Source organism: Rhodococcus sp. 320_ES, assembly GCF_059691855.1.
Genome location: NZ_JCAWAG010000001.1, coordinates 771,351 through 788,219, shown reverse-complemented (window position 1 = coordinate 788,219; position 16,869 = coordinate 771,351). Strand labels below are relative to the sequence as shown.

Here is a 16,869-nt window from a genome sequence, read left to right as displayed (position 1 = left end):
TAGCTGCGGCGGGGCGACGTCATTTGCCGAATCCTGCACGTCGGAGTGCATCTGCCATGGATCCGGCCGCGGGCGGCGCACTCGCCGGGCGCCCGCCACCCTGCTTCGGCGACCGATTCGGTGTGCCCGCCGGTTTCCCGCCGCCGCGCGGACGGTCCGCCGACTTGCGGGGCGCTGCCGGGGCGCCGACCTCGTCGTCCAGGCGAAGAGACAGACCGATGCGCTGGCGCGGCAGGTCGACCTCCATGACCTTCACGCGTACGACGTCGCCCGACTTGACCACCTCGCGCGGATCCTTCACGAACGAATGCGACATCGCGGAAACGTGGACGAGCCCGTCCTGATGCACACCGATGTCTACGAACGCCCCGAAGGCCGCGACGTTCGTGACCTGACCTTCGAGCACCATCCCCGGTGTCAGATCGGCGACCTTCTCGACACCCGCAGCGAACGTCGCGGTCTTGAATTCCGGTCGAGGGTCCCGGCCCGGCTTCTCGAGCTCGGACAGGATGTCGGTGACCGTCGGGAGCCCGAACCGGTCGTCGACGAAATCCGACGGCGACAACGTGCGCAACACAGCGCTGTTGCCGATGACCTCCCGGACACCGACGCCCGCCTTGTCCACGATGCGCCGGACCACTGGGTACGCCTCGGGGTGCACGCTGGACCGGTCGAGCGGGTCGTCGCCGCCGGCGATGCGCAGGAAGCCCGCGCACTGCTCGAACGCCTTCGGCCCCAGGCGCGGCACCTCCTTGAGCGCACGGCGATTCGGGAACGGCCCGTGCTGATCGCGGTGGGCCACGATGGATTCCGCCAACGAACCGGCCACTCCGGACACGCGGGACAGCAGGGGTACCGACGCCGTGTTGACGTCGACGCCGACCGCGTTCACCGCGTCCTCGACGACGGCCCCGAGGGAGCGCGCGAGCATGGACTCGGACACGTCGTGCTGATACTGGCCCACACCGATCGACTTGGGGTCGATCTTCACCAGCTCGGCGAGCGGATCCTGAAGGCGCCGTGCGATGGACACGGCCCCGCGAATCGACACGTCGAGGTCGGGCAGTTCGCGCGAGCCGTACGCCGACGCCGAGTACACGGATGCGCCCGCTTCCGAGACGACGACCTTGGTGAGCTTCGCATCGGGGAACTTGGCGATCAGTTCCGTTGCAAGCGTGTCGGTTTCGCGCGAGGCAGTTCCGTTGCCGATGGCGATGAGCTCCACCTTGTGCTTGGCGGCCAGTGCGGCGAGCGTCGCAAGAGCGTCGTTCCACTTGCCCTGCGGCTTGTGCGGGTAGATGGTCTCGTGGTCGACGACCTTCCCGGTGGCGTCGACGACGGCAATTTTCGTGCCCGTCCGAAAGCCGGGATCGAGTCCCATCGTGGTGCGGCTACCCGCGGGTGCCGCGAGCAACAGATCTTTCAGGTTGGACGCGAACACGTCGACCGCGTCGGCCTCGGCGCTCTGCCGCAGACGCATCCGGGTGTCGATCGCCAGACTGAGCAGAAGCTTGGTGCGCCACGCCCATCGGACGGTGTCGAGCAGCCAGCGGTCGGCGGGCCTGCCGCGGTCGGCGATACCGAATCGGGTGGCGATGCGACCCTCGTAGACCGTCACGCCGGTGCCGGCCTCCGGCTCGTCGCGCTCGGGGTCCATGGTCAGCGTCAGCACCTCTTCCTTCTCCCCGCGCAGGGCGGCGAGGATGCGGTGCGACGGGACGGTTGTGAACGGCTCCGAGAAGTCGAAGTAGTCGGAGAACTTCGAGCCCTCGTCCTCCTTGCCCTTGCGGACCTTCGCGGTGATTCGACCGCGGTTCCACATCAGCTCCCGCAGCTCACCGACCAGGTCGGCGTCCTCCGCGAACTGCTCGACGAGGATCGAGCGGGCTCCGTCGAGCTGGTCGTCGGAGTACGCAGCGGGGTCGGCGGCCGGGTCCGACAACAGCGCGTCGGCGACGGGCTGATGACCGGCCTCGCGCGCGATCTGCGCCTTGGTCCGGCGCTTCGGCTTGAACGGCAGGTAGATGTCCTCGAGCCGAGCCTTGGTGTCGGCGACCATCAGGCTGCCCAGCAGGGCGTCGTCCAACTTGCCCTGCGAGCGAATGGATTCGACGATCGAGTCGCGTCGCTCGTCGAGCTCGCGCAGGTAGCGCAGGCGCTCGTCGAGCGTGCGAAGTTGCGTGTCGTCGAGTGTTCCCGTGACCTCTTTGCGGTATCGGGCGATGAACGGAACCGTCGCTCCCCCGTCGAGAAGATCGACGGCTGCGCGGACCTGTTCCTCACGGATCTGCAGTTCTTCGGCGATGCGTTGGTTGACTGACTTCTGAACGTGCGTCACGGCGATGGACCCTACCGCGCCGGTAGTGTGGGCCCCGCGAGAAGGTTGGAAGGACGGCGTGCACATCGAGGGGTCAGCACGATGAAGAGGTGGGCAGCTGCACTCGCCGTGACGATGGCACTCGGTGTGGCTTCCTGCACGTCCGCCGCAGTCGAGCCGCCGCCCCCGGCCCCTCCCGAATTTCCGGCACCGGACATGACGGCGGCTCCCGACCTGACGGGCCGCCTGCAGCAGGCGTCGGACGGCGCGTCTGCGCGGGGCGCGCAACTGTCCATCGGTTTCCTGGACCGGACCACCGGTACCTACATGGGAGTCGGCGACACCGATCCGATCGAAACCGCCTCCGTGGTCAAGCTTTTCATCGCGGACGACATCCTCTTCCGCGAATCTCGCGGCGAGATCACTTTGACGCCGACCGACCTCGAGAACCTCGCTCCGATGCTCACGTCGTCGGACGACAGCGCAGCGGGAGCACTGTGGGACAGGTACGGAGACAACGACATCGTGACCCGTGTCGCGACCCGGTACGGCCTCCTCGCCACCACCCCGCCCGCCGACGGGTCGTGGTGGAACACCGAAACCACGGCCGCGGACATCGTTCGGTACTACGCGTTGCTTCTCGACGGGTCCGGCGGACTCGCGCGTGACCGGGCCGACCGCATCATCGGCTTGCTCGAATCCTTCACTCCCGAAGGCACGGACGGCTATCCGCAGACGTTCGGCATTCCGTCGGCACTCGAGGGCGAGACGACACGAGGCATCAAGCAGGGCTGGATGTGTTGCGTGGCGGGCCGGTGGATTCATCTGTCGACGGGATTCGTCGGCGACGGCGCACGGTACGTCGTGGCGGTGATGTCGCGTGAGGAGCCCTATCGGGGCGCGGACGGTTCGACCGAGGGCATCGACACCGCACCCGAGGACGACGACGGCGCGAAGCATGCACGCGCCACCGTCACCGGCGCGGTGAAGATCCTGTTCCCGGCGGGAACCGTGGCCGGTTAGGGCAGCAGGTCCGGGCGACGCTCGCGCGTACGTTCCAGCGATCGTTCTCGGCGCCAGGCTTCGATGCGCGCGTGATCGCCGGACAGGAGCACCGGGGGAACGTCGAGGTCGCGCCACGACACCGGACGCGTGTAACTGGGGCCTTCGAGCAGACCGTCCGAGAACGAATCCTGTTGGTGCGATTGTTGATTGCCGAGCACGCCGGGAACGAGCCGCGTGAACGCCTCGCACATCACCAACACGGCCGCTTCACCACCGATCAGCACGTAGTCGCCGATCGAGACCTCCTCGACGCGCACGCGGCGAGCAGCGTCGTCGACCACCCGTTGATCGATGCCTTCGTATCGGCCGCACGCGAACACGAGATGCTCCTCGCGAGACCACCGCTGCGCCGTCTCCTGCGTGAAGGGAACCCCGGCCGGGGTGGGAACCACCAGAATCGAGTTCTCGCCCAGCACGTCGTCGAGCGCGTCTCCCCACACCGTGGGTTTCATGACCATTCCGGGCCCGCCGCCGTACGGGGAATCGTCGACAGCCTTGTGCACGTCGTGGGTCCAGGAACGCAGATCGTGGACTCCCAGCGACACCAGGCCTTTGTCGATCGCCTTGCCCAACAACGCCGTTCGCATCGGTTCGAGGTACTCGGGAAAGATGGTGACGACATCGATGCGCACGTCAGTCCCCGTCCAGCAGACCTTCGGGCGGGTCGATCTCGACCGTTCGATCCTCGCGGGACACCGACGTGACGATCGCAGCCACGAAGGGCACCAACAGCTCTCCGGCGTCCTGACCCACGGGCCGCACGGACAGCAATTCGCCTGCAGCGGAATGCAATACCTCGACGACAGTGCCGACCTCGACACCCGCCTGCTCGTGCTCGGACGCGTAGCGAACGGTCATACCTTCGAGTTCGTGATCGTAGAACTCGTCGGGGTCGTCCGAGGGTGGCAGTTCGGAGGTGTCGACGACGAAGAGCACGCCGCGAAGTGCGTCTGCTTCACCGCGGTCGGTGATCCCCTCGAGACGCAGCAGAAGCCGCCCGGAATGCTCCCGGACGGCTTCCACCGTGTACTCGGTGAGGACGTTCGAACGACGAGACTTGCCGCGCAGTGTGGTTCCCACCGCGAAGCGCTCGTCTGGATCGTCGGTACGCACCTCGACGACGAGCTCACCCTTGATGCCGTGCGACTTGGCCACACGACCGATGACGAGCTCCACCGCGGCGGTTACTGATCCGTGTCGACGACGTCGACGCGAATGCCGCGTCCACCGATGCCGGCGACGAGGGTGCGCAGCGCCGTGGCGGTGCGACCGCCACGGCCGATGACCTTGCCCAGATCGTCGGGGTGCACGTGCACCTCGACGGTGCGGCCACGACGGCCGGTGATCATCTCGACGCGGACGTCATCGGGATTCGCGACGATGCCGCGAACCAGATGCTCGATCGCATCGGCGACGACGGTGCTCACTTCTCGGCGGCCTCGCCCGCTGCGTCGGCGGCGGTGTCGGCGGCCTCTTCGGTCTTGGCGGCCTTCTTCTTCTTCGGGGTGGTGGCGTCGCCCGTGGGGGCGTCGTCGGCCTGCGCGAGCGCGGCGTTGAACAGGTCCAGCTTGGACGGCTTGGGCTCGGCGTGACGCAGCGTGCCCTCGCTGCCCGGCAGACCCTTGAACTTCTGCCAGTCACCGGTGATCTTCAGAAGTGCCTCGACCGGCTCGGTGGGCTGTGCGCCGACACCCAACCAGTACTGAGCGCGCTCGGAATCGATGGAGATGAGCGACGGCTCTTCCTTCGGGTGGTACTTGCCGATGGTCTCGATGGCACGGCCACCACGGCGGGTACGGGCGTCGGCGACGACGACGCGGTACTGCGGGTTGCGGATCTTGCCGAGACGGGTGAGCTTGATCTTGACGGACATACTGGTGAAGCCTCTTTCGATGAATGGTCACGGCGCAATTCAGCGGTACGCACGGCCTGCGTACCCGGTTTTGCGTTGAGGGGTGTTGTGACCGCCGCGCGGTACGTAACCGGAGACGGGCGAACAGCGGTCCATTCTGCCAGACCGCTGTCCGCCTGCGAAATCACTACCCCGGGCCGGCCATTTACTTGGCGGGCTTCACCGCCAGCACCGGCTTGGGGCAGTCCAGCAGCACGCGCTGGGCCGTGCTGCCCATCAGCAACTTGCCCACCGGCGAGCGGTGCCGGATGCCGATCACCAGCAGATCGGCCGCGTCGTCCTCCATGGCCTCGAGGAGCGCCTCCACGAGGTCGGTCACCACGGACCGATCGAGGACGAACTCGACTCCCGAACTTTCGAGCTTCTCGCTGAGCTCCCCCGCCTCGGCGGAATCGGCGAAATGCGGATCGGCCAGTGCGTCGCCCTTGGTGACGTTGAGGACCTTCAGCGACGTGCCGCGCACGCGTGCCTCCGCGATGCCGTGTTCGAGTGCGGCGGATCCGTAGGCGTCCGGGGTGTAGCCGACGACGATCATGCGTTTTCCTTCTCTCGGTCGTTCTCGAGTTGTGCGATTTTCGTGCGCGGGCCGATCAGCTTGGCGATCAGCGGTGCAGCGAGCAGGGCGACGATGATCACGTAGACGACCACCGCGATCGGTTCGGAGAACACTCCACTCCAGTCACCGCCGTTGAGCTGCAACGTCTGTCGCAGCTGACGCTCGATACGCGGTCCGAGGATGACGCCGATGATCAACGGCAGCACCGGCAATCCGAATCGGCGCATCATCAGCCCGAGCAGACCGAACACCAGCAGCAGCGCGAGGTCGAGCCACTGGAGGTTGACGGCGTACGCACCGAGTACGGCGAAGAACAGGATGCCCGCGTAGAGGTACGGACGCGGGGTCCGCAGCAGCTTCGCCCACACGGGCGCCAGCGGGAGGTTCAGGACCAGCAGCAGGAAGTTGCCGATGAACAGGCTCGCGATGAGCGTCCAGACGAGCAGCGGTTCCTTGTCGAAGAGCGTCGGTCCCGGCTGAATGCCGTAGGAGACGAACGCGGTCAACATCACGGCGGCGGTGGCGTTGGTCGGCAGACCCAGCGAGAGCATCGGCACCAGAGTGCCTGCGGCAGAAGCGTTGTTGGCCGCTTCCGGTCCCGCGACGCCCTCGATGGCTCCCTTGCCGAACTCCTCCGGATGCTTCGAGAGCTTCTTCTCGGTGATGTAGGACAGGAACGTCGGCAGCTCGGCGCCGCCGGCCGGCAGCGCTCCGAACGGGAAACCGTACGCGGTACCGCGCAGCCAGGGCTTCCACGACCGTCGCCAGTCGCTCTTGCCCATCCACGGACGACCGACCGGAATGACCTCGGCAGGCTTGCGGCGCAGATGCGCAGCGACCCACAGCGCTTCACCGAGCGCGAACACGGCGACGGCAATGACGACGATGTCGATTCCGTCCGAGAGCTGCGGGATTCCGAACGTCGCACGCGGTTGGCCGGTGAGGAAGTCGATTCCGACCAGGCCGATCGCCAGACCGAGGAGCAACGAGATGACGCCGCGCAGCTTCGAGCTGCCCAGGACCGCGGTGACGGCCACCATGGCCAGCAACATGATCGCGAGGTACGACGGTGCTCCGAGTGTGACCGCGAAGCGAGACACCATGGGCGCGAACAGAACCAGCAGCATCGTGCCGATGGACCCGGCGATGAAGGAACCGATGGCGGCGGTCGCGAGGGCTTGCGCCGCTCGCCCCGCCTTGGCCATCTTGTTGCCCTCGATCGCCGTGATCACCGACGAGGATTCACCCGGGGTGTTGAGCAGGATCGAGGTGGTCGAGCCGCCGTACATGCCGCCGTAGTAGATGCCGGCGAACATGATGAAAGCGGCGCTGGGGCTCACGTTGTAGGTGATGGGCAGCAGGAGCGCCACGGTCATGGCGGGTCCGATTCCGGGCAGCACGCCGACGGCGGTGCCGAGCAGAACACCGATGCATGCGTACAGCAGATTCATCGGGGTCGCGGCTTGGGAGAACCCCTCCAGAAGCCAGTCGAAGTTGTTCATCTAGAGGATTCCGTCCAGTATGCCCGCGGGAAGCGGGATTCCGAGCCCGACGTAGAACGCGTAGAAGCTGACGAGCGAGAGCACCAGACCGATCCCGATGTTGCGGATCCAGTGCCGATTGCCGAGAACCGTTGCGGCGCCGCCGAACAGAAGCGCGCCCATGATCACCCAGCCGAGCAGGTCCACCAAGGCAATGGTGGCGACGAACAGTCCGACGAGCAGACCGACCGTCTTCCAGTCGGCGGGCGTGGAGGTGTCGATGTCCTCGCCGTCGTCGGGCTCGCCCTTGCTTCCGCGCAGGGTGGCCACGACCAGGATCGCCGAACAGATCACCATCGCGATGCCGATGACGAGCGGAAAGAGCTTGGGCCCGACCGGGTCCACCTTGGCGAACTCCGCCGTCAGCGACAGGGCGTCGACGACGAGGAAGACGCCGACCACCAAGAGCACTGCACTGACCAGGAACTGCGCGCGGTCCTGCGTCGGGGCGGCCTTGTCCACCGGGGCGCTCATACGAGACCCAATTCGGTCAGCGTCGACTCGACGCGCTTGTCCTGCTCCTGCAGGAAGGTCTCGAATTCGTCGCCCGTGGCGAACGCGTCGATCCATCCATTGGTCACGAGCGCTTCCTTCCATGCGTCGGTGGCGTGCAGTTCGGTGAGGGCAGCGATCATTTCGGCCTTCGTCTCGTCGTCGAGACCGGGAGGCGCCAGGATTCCGCGCCAGTTCGTGAACTGGAGGTCGATTCCGGCCTCGGTCAGCGTGGGCGCGTCGATTCCGGGAAGCCGCTCGGCGCCGGACACAGCGAGGACGCGAACCTGACCGGCTTCGATCTGGTCGACGTACTCCCCCAGCCCGGACGTTCCGGCGGTGATCTTGTTGCCCAACAGCGCGGTGAGCAGATCGCCACCGCCGTCGTAGGCGATGTAGTTGACCGTGGTCGGGTCGACGTCGACGGCTTGTGCGGTCTCCATCGGGAAGAGATGGTCCGGCCCGCCGGGTGACGAACCGCCGCCGATCGTGACCGACGAGGGGTCGGCCTTCCACGCGGCGACAAGGTCGTTGACCGTGCGGAACGGCGAATCGGCGGGCACGAGGATGCCCTCCTGCTCCTCCACCACCTTCGCGAGCGGGGTCGCGTCCGAGACGCGGGCGGCTGATCCGTTGGTGTACACCGCACCGACGACGCCGAGCCCCATCATCATCATGAGGTCGTTGTTGCCGCGCTCGTTCATCAAGCGCGCCATGGCCACGGTGCCGCCGGCGCCGATGACGTTGAACACCTCGACCCGGCCGGTGATGTCGCTGTCCTCCATGATCTTCACTGCTGTTCGCGCGGTCAGGTCGTATCCGCCGCCCGGGCTGTTGGGCACCATCATTCGGATGCGGTGCAGGCCTTCGCCGTCGTCACCTCGGGTGACTCCGCACGACGCGAGAAGGAGCAGCAGGGCCACGATGGCCACCAGCCGTCTCGTCATCGGTCCTCGATTCGTTCGTCGGTTGTGTGAGACTGTGATCGAGAGCAATCATGTGCCTCTACGTGAGGCAGGTCACGTATTCGTTGGCAAGGGAAGTTGAGTTCTTTGTGGTCACGCGGCAGGTCAAATCCGACCGGCCTCCGGCCTGCCCGCAGGTTCCCGACCGGCCTCCGGCCTGCCCGCAGGTTCCCGACCGGCCTCCGGCCTTCCCGCAGGCGAGGACCGTCGCTGGCCGGACAATTCCTGGTGCTGCAACTCGCAGTGGTAGCCGTGGTCCTGTCCGCGGTGGCCGCGGTGTCCATCCACCAGTCGACCCAGGAGTTTCGTGACCTACGCGGCGGTCGCATGCTCTCGGTCGCCGAGAACCTGGCCTCGACACCGATAGTCCGCGAGCGTTTGGCCGCCCCGCAGGCCGATGTCGTGCTGGCGCCCGACGTGGACCGCGCCGTGTCACTGTCCGGCGCATCGATCGCGGAGATCGTCTCGCCCGATCGCCGCGTCCTGGCATCGTCGGACCCCACCCGAATACGACGCGAAGCCGATCTCGGGGACAGCGACGTGCTGCGCGGCCGAGGCTGGTTCGGCGACGTCGAAACGGACGGAACGACGTTCATCGCCGGCCACGTTCCCGTCCTGGATTCGAACGGAAAAGTCCTCGGTGTGGCGACGGTCGCGGAACAGTACCCCTCGACGTGGGCGCTGCTGTCCGACGCCGGAGCTCGACTGTTGGTCTACCTCGGACTGGGCGCCGGGCTGGGCCTGATCGGTTCGTGGTTGCTGTCGCGGCGCATGCGCCGGCACACCCTCGGCATGGAGACCGCCGAGATCGCGAGCCTGGCTGATCATCGAGAAGCGTTGCTGCACAGCATCCGTGAGGGCGTGATCGCCGTCGGGAACGACGGGGTGATCACCATGATCAACGACAGCGCACGAACGCTTCTCGACCTCGACTCGGACGTCGTCGGTCGACGCGTCGCCGAGGTCGGAATGGATCCGGGTGTGCGTGACCTGTTGCTCGCCGACGGCGACGTCGAGGACGTCGTGGTCACCACCGCCACCCGTGTTCTCGCACTGAACCGTCGCAGCGCCACGAGCCGCGGGCAACACATCGGATCGGTCACCACGATGCGCGACAGCACCGAACTGGCGTCCATGCAGAGTCAGCTGACGTCGCACAAGTCCGTCACCGACACCCTGCGTGCGCAGACCCACGAATTCGCCAATCAGCTCCACACCATCTCGGGACTGGCCCAGCTGGGGAGCTACGACGAGGTGACGGCTCTCGTGGGGACGTTGACTCGTCGCCGAGCCGAAATCAGCGAGTCGATCACCGCCCACATCAAGGACCCCGCCGTGGCGGCCCTCCTGATCGCCAAGACGTCGTTGGCGGCCGAGACCGGAGTACGGCTCACCCTCGACGATCGTTCCACTCTGGCGGCCCTGGATCCGACTCTCGCGACCGACGTCATCACCGTCGTGGGAAATCTCGTCGACAACGCGCTGGACGTCTCGCGGCAACACGGTGATCGAGCCATCACGGTGTCGATCCGAGACAGCGACGACCTGGTCGTCGAGGTGCAGGACTCGGGACCGGGGGTACCGCCCGAGCTGCGTGAGGTCATCTTCTCGCGCGGTGTGACGTCCAAGCCGGACATGCCGGGTGGCCGCGGTATCGGACTCGCGTTGGTCAGGTTGGTCAGTGTTCAGCACGGCGGAACGGCTACCGTCGACGACGCCGAGTCGGGAGGCGCTCTGTTCCGGGTGCGCATTCCGCTGACTCAGCCGGTCCAGAGCGGAAGGTGACGCCTAGATGCCCGACGTAGTGGTGGTCGACGACGACTTCATGGTGGCCGACATCCACCGGCGTTTCGTCGACGCGACGGACGGCTTCACCACCGTCGCTGTCGCGCACTCGGCGGCCGCTGCTCTCGAGGCCGTCACCCGGCTCTCACCCGACCTGCTCCTGCTCGACGTCCATCTCCCGGACGCGTCCGGCCTCGAGGTTCTGCGTTCCCTGCGCTCGCAGAACAATCCGGTGGGGGTCATCATGATCACTGCGGCGCGCGAATTGGACACGGTGGCAAGCGCTTTGGACGGTGGAGCTGCCGACTACCTCATCAAGCCGTTCGAGTACCCACAGCTGCGGGAAAAACTCGACGCCTTTCGAGCCCGCGTCGACGCGCTGGCGTCCGGCAGTGCGGACCAGTCCCTCGTCGATTCTCTCTTCGGCAAGAACGGACCGGCGCCCGAGACCATGCGGCTGCCGAAGGGGATGTCGCCCGAAACCGGTCAGCTGATTCTTCGGTCCCTGTCCTCGGGAGCGGAGATGTCCGCGACCGAATGTGCCGACGTGGTGGGCATCTCCCGAGTCAGCGCGCGACGGTACCTCGAGCACTTCCTCGCGGCGGGAGCCCTCGACGTCCGGTTGCAGTACGGACGGGCCGGTCGGCCGGAACGTAGATACCGCGGTCGCTGACCGTGATCTACCGGCGGGGCTGGATCACTCCACCGAGCACGACCAGGTCCGGAGCCGACAGCACGTCCGGCCCACCGCGCGGATCCTCTTCGTACACAGTGACATCCGCACGCGCACCGTGCTCGATCCCGGCGCGACCCAGCCATGTGCGCGCCGCCCACGACGCGGCTCCCAACGCCTCGGTGGGTGACATTCCCACGCGCGTGAGCGCAGCGACCTCGTCGGCGATGCGGCCGTGCCTGATGGATCCGCCGGCGTCCGTGCCCGCGTAGATGGGCACTCCGGCGTCGTGGGCCCGCCCGACGGTGTCCGCGACTCGCGCGTGCAGGTCGCGCATGTGAGCGGCGTACTGCGGGTACTTCCCCGCCGAGTTCGCGATGTCGGGAAAAGTCTCGATGTTGATCAGCGTCGGCACCAGCGCCGTGCCGTGCTCCACCATCATTGCGACCGTGTCGTCGGTCAGCCCGGTTCCGTGTTCGATGCAGTCGATTCCAGCACCGATCAGACCCGGTAGCGCGTCCTCACCGAACACGTGCGCCGTGACCCGCGCGCCCTCGCGGTGCGCGGCGTCGATGGCGTCCTTCAGAATGGCGTCGTTCCACAGCGGGGCCAGATCGCCCACGCTCCGGTCGATCCAGTCCCCCACCAATTTGACCCAGCCGTCGCCCAGACGTGCTTGCTGCGCAACGGCTTCGGGCAGTTGCGACTCGTCTTCCAGGTCGACGGCGAGGCCGGGAATATAGCGCTTCGGCATCGCGATGTGGCGGCCCGCCCGGATGATGCGCGGCAGGTCCGGGTAGTCGTCGAGCGAGCGAGTGTCGACGGGCGACCCGGCGTCGCGAAGAAGCAACGCGCCCACGTCGCGCTCGGTCTCGGCCTGATCGATCGCACCGGGCAGGTCCTCGTGGCCGCCGCCGTACTTGATGCCGACGTGGCAGTGCGCGTCGACGAGTCCGGGAAGAATCCACCCGCCGTCGCACACGGTCTGCGCGCCCGGTACCGGCTCGAACGAAATCAGTCCGTCGCGCACCCAGAATTCGAGAACGTCGCCGTCCGGCAGTCCCACACCACGCAGGTGGTACACGATTACTTCTTGGGCAACTTGAGCTGCGAGAGGTCGATTCCTTCGAGCCCGGGCGGCAGTTGGTCGAGTCCCTTCGGCATCGACGACAGGTCCGGCATTCCGGCGGGCATGCCGCCCGGCATACCCGGGAATCCACCGCGCACCTTGGGCGGCGTGGGGCCGCGTCCGCCCTTCTTGCCCTTCTTGCCCTTGACTTTTCGCTGGTTCGCCTTGCGCGCGCCGGGCATGCCCATGCGACCGGCCATGGACGCCATCATCTTTCGCGCCTCGAAGAAGCGGTCGACAAGCTGGTTGACATCCGAGACCTTCACGCCCGAACCGTTGGCGATGCGCAGGCGACGCGAGGCGTTGATCATCTTGGGATCGGCGCGCTCCGCCGGCGTCATACCGCGGATGATCGCCTGCACTCGGTCCAGTTGCTTGTCGTCGACGGCAGCCAGCGCATCCTTCATTCCCGCGGCTCCGGGAAGCATGCCCAGCAGGTTGCCGATGGGACCCATCTTGCGGATCGCCATCATCTGCTCGAGGAAGTCCTCGAGCGTCAGCTGGCCGGAGCCGATCTTGGCCGCGGCGTTCTCGGCCTGCTGAGCGTCGAAGACGTTCTCGGCCTGCTCGATGAGGCTGAGAAGATCGCCCATGCCGAGAATGCGGCTCGCCATGCGGTCGGGGTGGAAGACGTCGAAGTCTTCGAGCTTCTCACCGGTCGACGCGAACATGATGGGGCGGCCGGTCACCTCACGGACGCTCAGAGCGGCACCGCCGCGGGCGTCGCCGTCGAGCTTGGTGAGCACGACACCGGTGAAACCGACACCGTCCTGGAAGGCCTGGGCCGTGCTGACCGCGTCCTGTCCGATCATGGCGTCGAGCACGAACAGGGTTTCGTCGGGCTGCGTCGCGTCGCGGATGCCGGCGGCTTGACCCATCAACTCTTCATCGATGCCGAGGCGGCCGGCGGTGTCGACGATGACCACGTCGAAGTGCTTGTTCTTCGCCTCGGCGACACCGGCGCGGGCCACCTCGACCGGGTCGGCCGCCGAGATACCGAGTGCGTTGTCCCCACCGCCGATGGATGTGCCGGGGTGCGGGGCGAACACGGCGGCACCGGCCCACTCACCGACGATCTGCAGCTGGCTGACCGCGCCGGGACGCTGAAGGTCGCAGGCCACGAGCAGCGGCGTGTGGTTCTGGTCCTTGAGCCACTTGGCGAGCTTTCCGGCGAGCGTCGTCTTACCCGAACCCTGCAGACCGGCGAGCATGATCACGGTCGGCGGGTTCTTGGCGAACTCGATGCGGCGTGTCTCGCCGCCGAGGATGCCGACGAGTTCTTCGTTGACGATCTTGACGACCTGCTGGGCCGGATTCAGCGCAGCCGACACCTCCGCGCCCTTGGCGCGTTCCTTGATGCGCGTGATGAACGAGCGCACCACGGGCAGCGCGACGTCGGCTTCGAGCAGCGCGAGACGAATCTCGCGGCACACGGCGTCGATGTCGGCGCCCGACAATCTGCCCTTGCCCCGTAGATCCTTGAGGCTTCCGGCCAATCTGTCGGAGAGAGATTCGAACACCGATGACGCTCCTGAGCTGATCGTTTTTGTCTGGTCTTCCACACTAGTCGGCGGAAGCGTCCTCGGGCTTCCTGGGTTCGAGGCCGGGAACCACCGCGAGGATGGCGCGTTCGAGTTCCAGACGCGTCTCCTTGGCCTCCGCGCCGGGCAGATCGATGCAGAAGGAGTCCACGACGGACGATCCGAGGGTGGCGACCTTGGCCCACCGCACGTCCGCGCCGTGATGCTCGAGCACCGACGCGAGTCGGCACAGCAGGCCGAGGCGGTCCTCGGCTCGTAGCTCGACGATGACCTGATCGGGTACCGACGTGTCGAACCAGATGACCCGCGGCGGAGCCTGCGCATAAAGCGGCACCGCCGACGGCTCGTCCTCGGGCACGTCTTCGCGCGCATCGAGTTCCTTGGCGTTCAGAACGGAGATCAGATCCAGCTCGCCGTCGAGGGCCCGGATCAGTTCCTGTCGCAGCAGGCCCGGAGGCGGCGGGGCGCCGAACTTCGGTGCGACGACGAACCGGTTCACCGCGGAACCGCCGGCACTGCCCACCGACGCCGACAGCACCCGCAACGACGCGAGGGCGAGGACGCCGGCGGCGTTGGACAGCAGTCCCAACCGGTCCGGAGCGGTGACGGTGACCTCGTAGGTGTGCGGTCCGTCCGACGGGACGAGGTTCACCTCGACTTCACCGTCGGCGGCATGGGCGACGAGATCGGGATCGAGGGGGTCAGGCGCGGGCAGTGCGTCGCCGGCCATCACCAGGCGGCACCGACGGACCAGTTCGCCGATCAGCGAGGATTTCCAGTCGCCCCACACGCCCGGCCCCGTCGCCAGCGAATCGGCTTCGGCCAGCGCGTGCAGCAGTTCGAGCAGCGCCGGGTCGCCCCCGATCGCATCGACGACGCGTCGAATGGTGTCCTCGTCGTCCAGGTCCCGCCTCGTCGCGACCTCCGGCAACAGCAGGTGGTGACGCACCATGGCGCTGAGGAGTTCGACGTCGGTCGGCCACAGCCCCAGCCGTTTGCCGATCTGGGTGGCGAGCTCTGCTCCGACCACGCTGTGGTCACCGCCGCGTCCCTTGCCGATGTCGTGCAGGAGGGCGCCCAGCACCAACAGGTCGGGTCGTGAGACGCGGGTGGTCAGCGCGCTGGCGTAGGCCGCGGTCTCCATCAGGTGCCGGTCGACGGTCCACGTGTGGATGGCGTCGCGAGGCGGAAGGTCGCGTACCGCGCCCCATTCCGGGAGCAAGCGACCCCACAGGCCGGTGCGGTCGAGTGCTTCGATCGCGGCGATCGCGCGCCGCCCCGCGCCGAGCAGGACCAGCAGGTCGTTGAGTGCTTCCTTGGGCCACGGCTCGCGCAGCTCGGGGGCATTGTCGGACAACCGGCCCAGGGTGGACGCCGACATCGGCATTCCGGTCTGCGCGGACGCCGCAGCGACCCTCATGATCAATCCGGGGTCCTTCTTCGGCCGGGCGTCACGGGCCAGCACCACCTCGCCGGCGTGCTCGACCACGCCCTCGTCGAGGGGGCGGCGTACCGGGACTCGGCGCAGGCGCGAGAGTCCGCGTCGCGGAATCGCGTTGCCGGCCGTGCGCAGACCGACGTCGACGGAGTACCCGATGGTGCGCGCCGAGTCGCTGAGGATCCGAGCGAGATCGAAGCGGTCGCCGATGCGCAGCGCCGCTGCGATCTCGTCGGCGTCCTGCGCGCGCAGTTGGTCGCGTGCACGACCGGCGATCCGGTGAAGTTCGGTGCGGACGTCGAGAAGCTTCTCGTGCGCCGCGGTGAGGCCGCCGCCCGGCGAGTCCGGGCCGAGGCCGGGCATGGCGTCGGTCAGCTGGGCGATGGACAGAGCGTCGAGCAGCTGCACGTCGCGCAGGCCGCCGCGGCCGCTCTTGAGGTCGGGTTCGGCGCGGTGCGCGATCTCCCCGCTGCGCGACCAGCGTGACCGGGTCTGATCCACGAGACCGTCGAATCGATCGCGAATTCCCGAGCGCCACTGGCGTCGCACTCCGCCGATGAGGAGGTTGCTCAGTTCGATGTCACCGGCGATGTGCCGGGCGTCGAGCATGCCGAGGGCGGCGGTGAGGTCCTGCGACGCCACCTGCAGCGCCTGCGCAACCGTCCGCACGCTGTGATCGAGCTTGATGTGCGCGTCCCACAGGGGGTACCAGAGTTGATCGGCGACCTGCGAGACCAGCGCGGGGTCGATGTCGTCGTGGAGCAACAGGAGGTCGAGATCGGAGAACGGCAGCATCTCGCGCCGGCCCAGTCCTCCCACGGCGACGATCGCGAATCCGCTGTCGGGTTTGATGCCGACCTCGGAACCCTTTGTCGTCAACCAGAATTCGTGCAGGTCCGTGAGCGCTTGCCGAAGCGCCGGTGCATCGAGGCGCCGACCGAGGCTCCCGCCCTGCAACAGCTGCTTTCGGGCCGCGACGAGGTCCGAAGCAGCATTGTTCCCAGCCATGGGCTCACCTCTTCACCGTTCGGATGTGCAGACGGCGGTGGCCGCGTACACGCCGACGAATCGACGCGGACGCGGCCACCGATCGAGCAGATGGAGTTGTGGACTCCTACAGAGCGTCGGTCCCACGTTCGCCGGTGCGAACGCGAACGACCGCTTCGACCGGGGAAACCCAGACCTTGCCGTCACCGATCTTGCCGGTGCGGGACGCTTCGACGATGACCTCGACCACCTTGTCCACGGCGGCGTCGTCGACGACGACCTCCACCCGGACCTTGGGAACGAAATCCACCGAATACTCCGCACCGCGGTAGACCTCGGTGTGGCCCTTCTGCCGGCCGTAGCCCTGCACCTCGCTGACGGTCATACCCAGGACACCGGCCTGTTCGAGCCCGGTCTTGACGTCCTCGAGCGTGAACGGCTTGACGATTGCCGTGATCAACTTCATCT

At 67.2% G+C, this 16,869-nt stretch carries 16 protein-coding genes; 3 read left to right on the top strand and 13 right to left on the bottom strand.

The genetic code is table 11. The features are described from left to right. Positions 1-19: 19 nt before the first annotated feature. Positions 20-2,338 (bottom strand): Tex family protein, encoded by a 2,319-nt coding sequence (locus tag AC59JP_RS03985; protein WP_497324319.1) that lies wholly within the window; start codon positions 2,336-2,338, stop codon positions 20-22. 81 nt (positions 2,339-2,419) lie between these two features. On the opposite strand from AC59JP_RS03985, the gene AC59JP_RS03980 reads away from it, so the two are divergent. After that, positions 2,420-3,340 carry a hypothetical protein gene (locus AC59JP_RS03980; RefSeq protein WP_497324318.1) on the top strand — a complete coding sequence of 307 codons (921 nt, stop codon included), beginning with the start codon at positions 2,420-2,422 and terminating at the stop codon, positions 3,338-3,340. Here the strand turns inward: AC59JP_RS03980 and trmD are convergent. The 8 genes from trmD to AC59JP_RS03940 all read right to left on the bottom strand — a co-directional run bounded on the left by trmD (position 3,337) and on the right by AC59JP_RS03940 (position 8,830). Continuing rightward, positions 3,337-4,014 carry a tRNA (guanosine(37)-N1)-methyltransferase TrmD gene (trmD, locus tag AC59JP_RS03975; protein WP_497324317.1) on the bottom strand — a complete coding sequence of 226 codons (678 nt, stop codon included), beginning with the start codon at positions 4,012-4,014 and terminating at the stop codon, positions 3,337-3,339. The genes AC59JP_RS03980 and trmD overlap by 4 nt on opposite strands. 1 nt (position 4,015) lies before the next feature. Further along, positions 4,016-4,558: a ribosome maturation factor RimM gene (gene rimM / locus AC59JP_RS03970; RefSeq protein WP_497324316.1), complete on the bottom strand. Its 543-nt coding sequence runs from the start codon at positions 4,556-4,558 to the stop codon at positions 4,016-4,018. Between the two features lie 8 nt (positions 4,559-4,566). Beyond that, the gene (locus AC59JP_RS03965) at positions 4,567-4,809 is read right to left on the bottom strand and encodes an RNA-binding protein (protein WP_188544758.1); all 243 of its coding nucleotides are present in this window, start codon (positions 4,807-4,809) and stop codon (positions 4,567-4,569) included. Next, on the bottom strand, positions 4,806-5,255 hold the full coding sequence (rpsP, locus tag AC59JP_RS03960) for a 30S ribosomal protein S16 (protein ID WP_497324315.1): 450 nt from the start codon (positions 5,253-5,255) through the stop codon (positions 4,806-4,808). The genes AC59JP_RS03965 and rpsP overlap by 4 nt, the downstream gene beginning before the upstream one ends. 184 nt (positions 5,256-5,439) lie before the next feature. Next, complete coding sequence (locus tag AC59JP_RS03955; RefSeq protein WP_497324314.1) at positions 5,440-5,829, bottom strand: universal stress protein; 390 nt, start codon at positions 5,827-5,829, stop codon at positions 5,440-5,442. Beyond that, positions 5,826-7,352: a tripartite tricarboxylate transporter permease gene (locus tag AC59JP_RS03950; protein ID WP_497324313.1), complete on the bottom strand. Its 1,527-nt coding sequence runs from the start codon at positions 7,350-7,352 to the stop codon at positions 5,826-5,828. Before AC59JP_RS03950 ends, AC59JP_RS03955 begins: the two co-directional genes overlap by 4 nt. Continuing rightward, the gene (locus AC59JP_RS03945) at positions 7,353-7,865 is read right to left on the bottom strand and encodes a tripartite tricarboxylate transporter TctB family protein (protein ID WP_497324311.1); all 513 of its coding nucleotides are present in this window, start codon (positions 7,863-7,865) and stop codon (positions 7,353-7,355) included. It abuts the gene before it with no gap. Continuing rightward, positions 7,862-8,830 carry a Bug family tripartite tricarboxylate transporter substrate binding protein gene (locus AC59JP_RS03940; protein ID WP_497324310.1) on the bottom strand — a complete coding sequence of 323 codons (969 nt, stop codon included), beginning with the start codon at positions 8,828-8,830 and terminating at the stop codon, positions 7,862-7,864. The genes AC59JP_RS03945 and AC59JP_RS03940 overlap by 4 nt, the downstream gene beginning before the upstream one ends. 246 nt (positions 8,831-9,076) lie before the next feature. Here AC59JP_RS03940 and AC59JP_RS03935 point away from each other — a divergent pair, with 246 nt between their 5' ends. Together AC59JP_RS03935 and AC59JP_RS03930 are read left to right on the top strand one after the other, a co-directional pair. Then, on the top strand, positions 9,077-10,633 hold the full coding sequence (locus AC59JP_RS03935; RefSeq protein WP_497324309.1) for a sensor histidine kinase: 1,557 nt from the start codon (positions 9,077-9,079) through the stop codon (positions 10,631-10,633). Between the two features lie 7 nt (positions 10,634-10,640). Continuing rightward, positions 10,641-11,306 (top strand): response regulator, encoded by a 666-nt coding sequence (locus tag AC59JP_RS03930; RefSeq protein WP_497324308.1) that lies wholly within the window; start codon positions 10,641-10,643, stop codon positions 11,304-11,306. Positions 11,307-11,313: 7 nt separating this feature from the next. Here AC59JP_RS03930 and AC59JP_RS03925 read toward each other — a convergent pair whose 3' ends face one another. The 4 genes from AC59JP_RS03925 to AC59JP_RS03910 form a co-directional block, all read right to left on the bottom strand. Next, positions 11,314-12,393 carry a metal-dependent hydrolase family protein gene (locus tag AC59JP_RS03925; protein WP_497324862.1) on the bottom strand — a complete coding sequence of 360 codons (1,080 nt, stop codon included), beginning with the start codon at positions 12,391-12,393 and terminating at the stop codon, positions 11,314-11,316. Beyond that, on the bottom strand, positions 12,393-13,955 hold the full coding sequence (gene ffh, locus AC59JP_RS03920; RefSeq protein WP_497324307.1) for a signal recognition particle protein: 1,563 nt from the start codon (positions 13,953-13,955) through the stop codon (positions 12,393-12,395). Before ffh ends, AC59JP_RS03925 begins: the two co-directional genes overlap by 1 nt. A 43-nt stretch (positions 13,956-13,998) precedes the next feature. Next, positions 13,999-16,422, bottom strand: coding sequence for a [protein-PII] uridylyltransferase (locus tag AC59JP_RS03915; protein ID WP_497324306.1), 2,424 nt, complete (start codon positions 16,420-16,422; stop codon positions 13,999-14,001). Between the two features lie 106 nt (positions 16,423-16,528). Further along, a complete protein-coding gene (locus tag AC59JP_RS03910; protein WP_188544748.1) occupies positions 16,529-16,867 on the bottom strand; it encodes a P-II family nitrogen regulator in 339 nt (112 codons plus the stop codon). Positions 16,868-16,869: the final 2 nt, after the last annotated feature.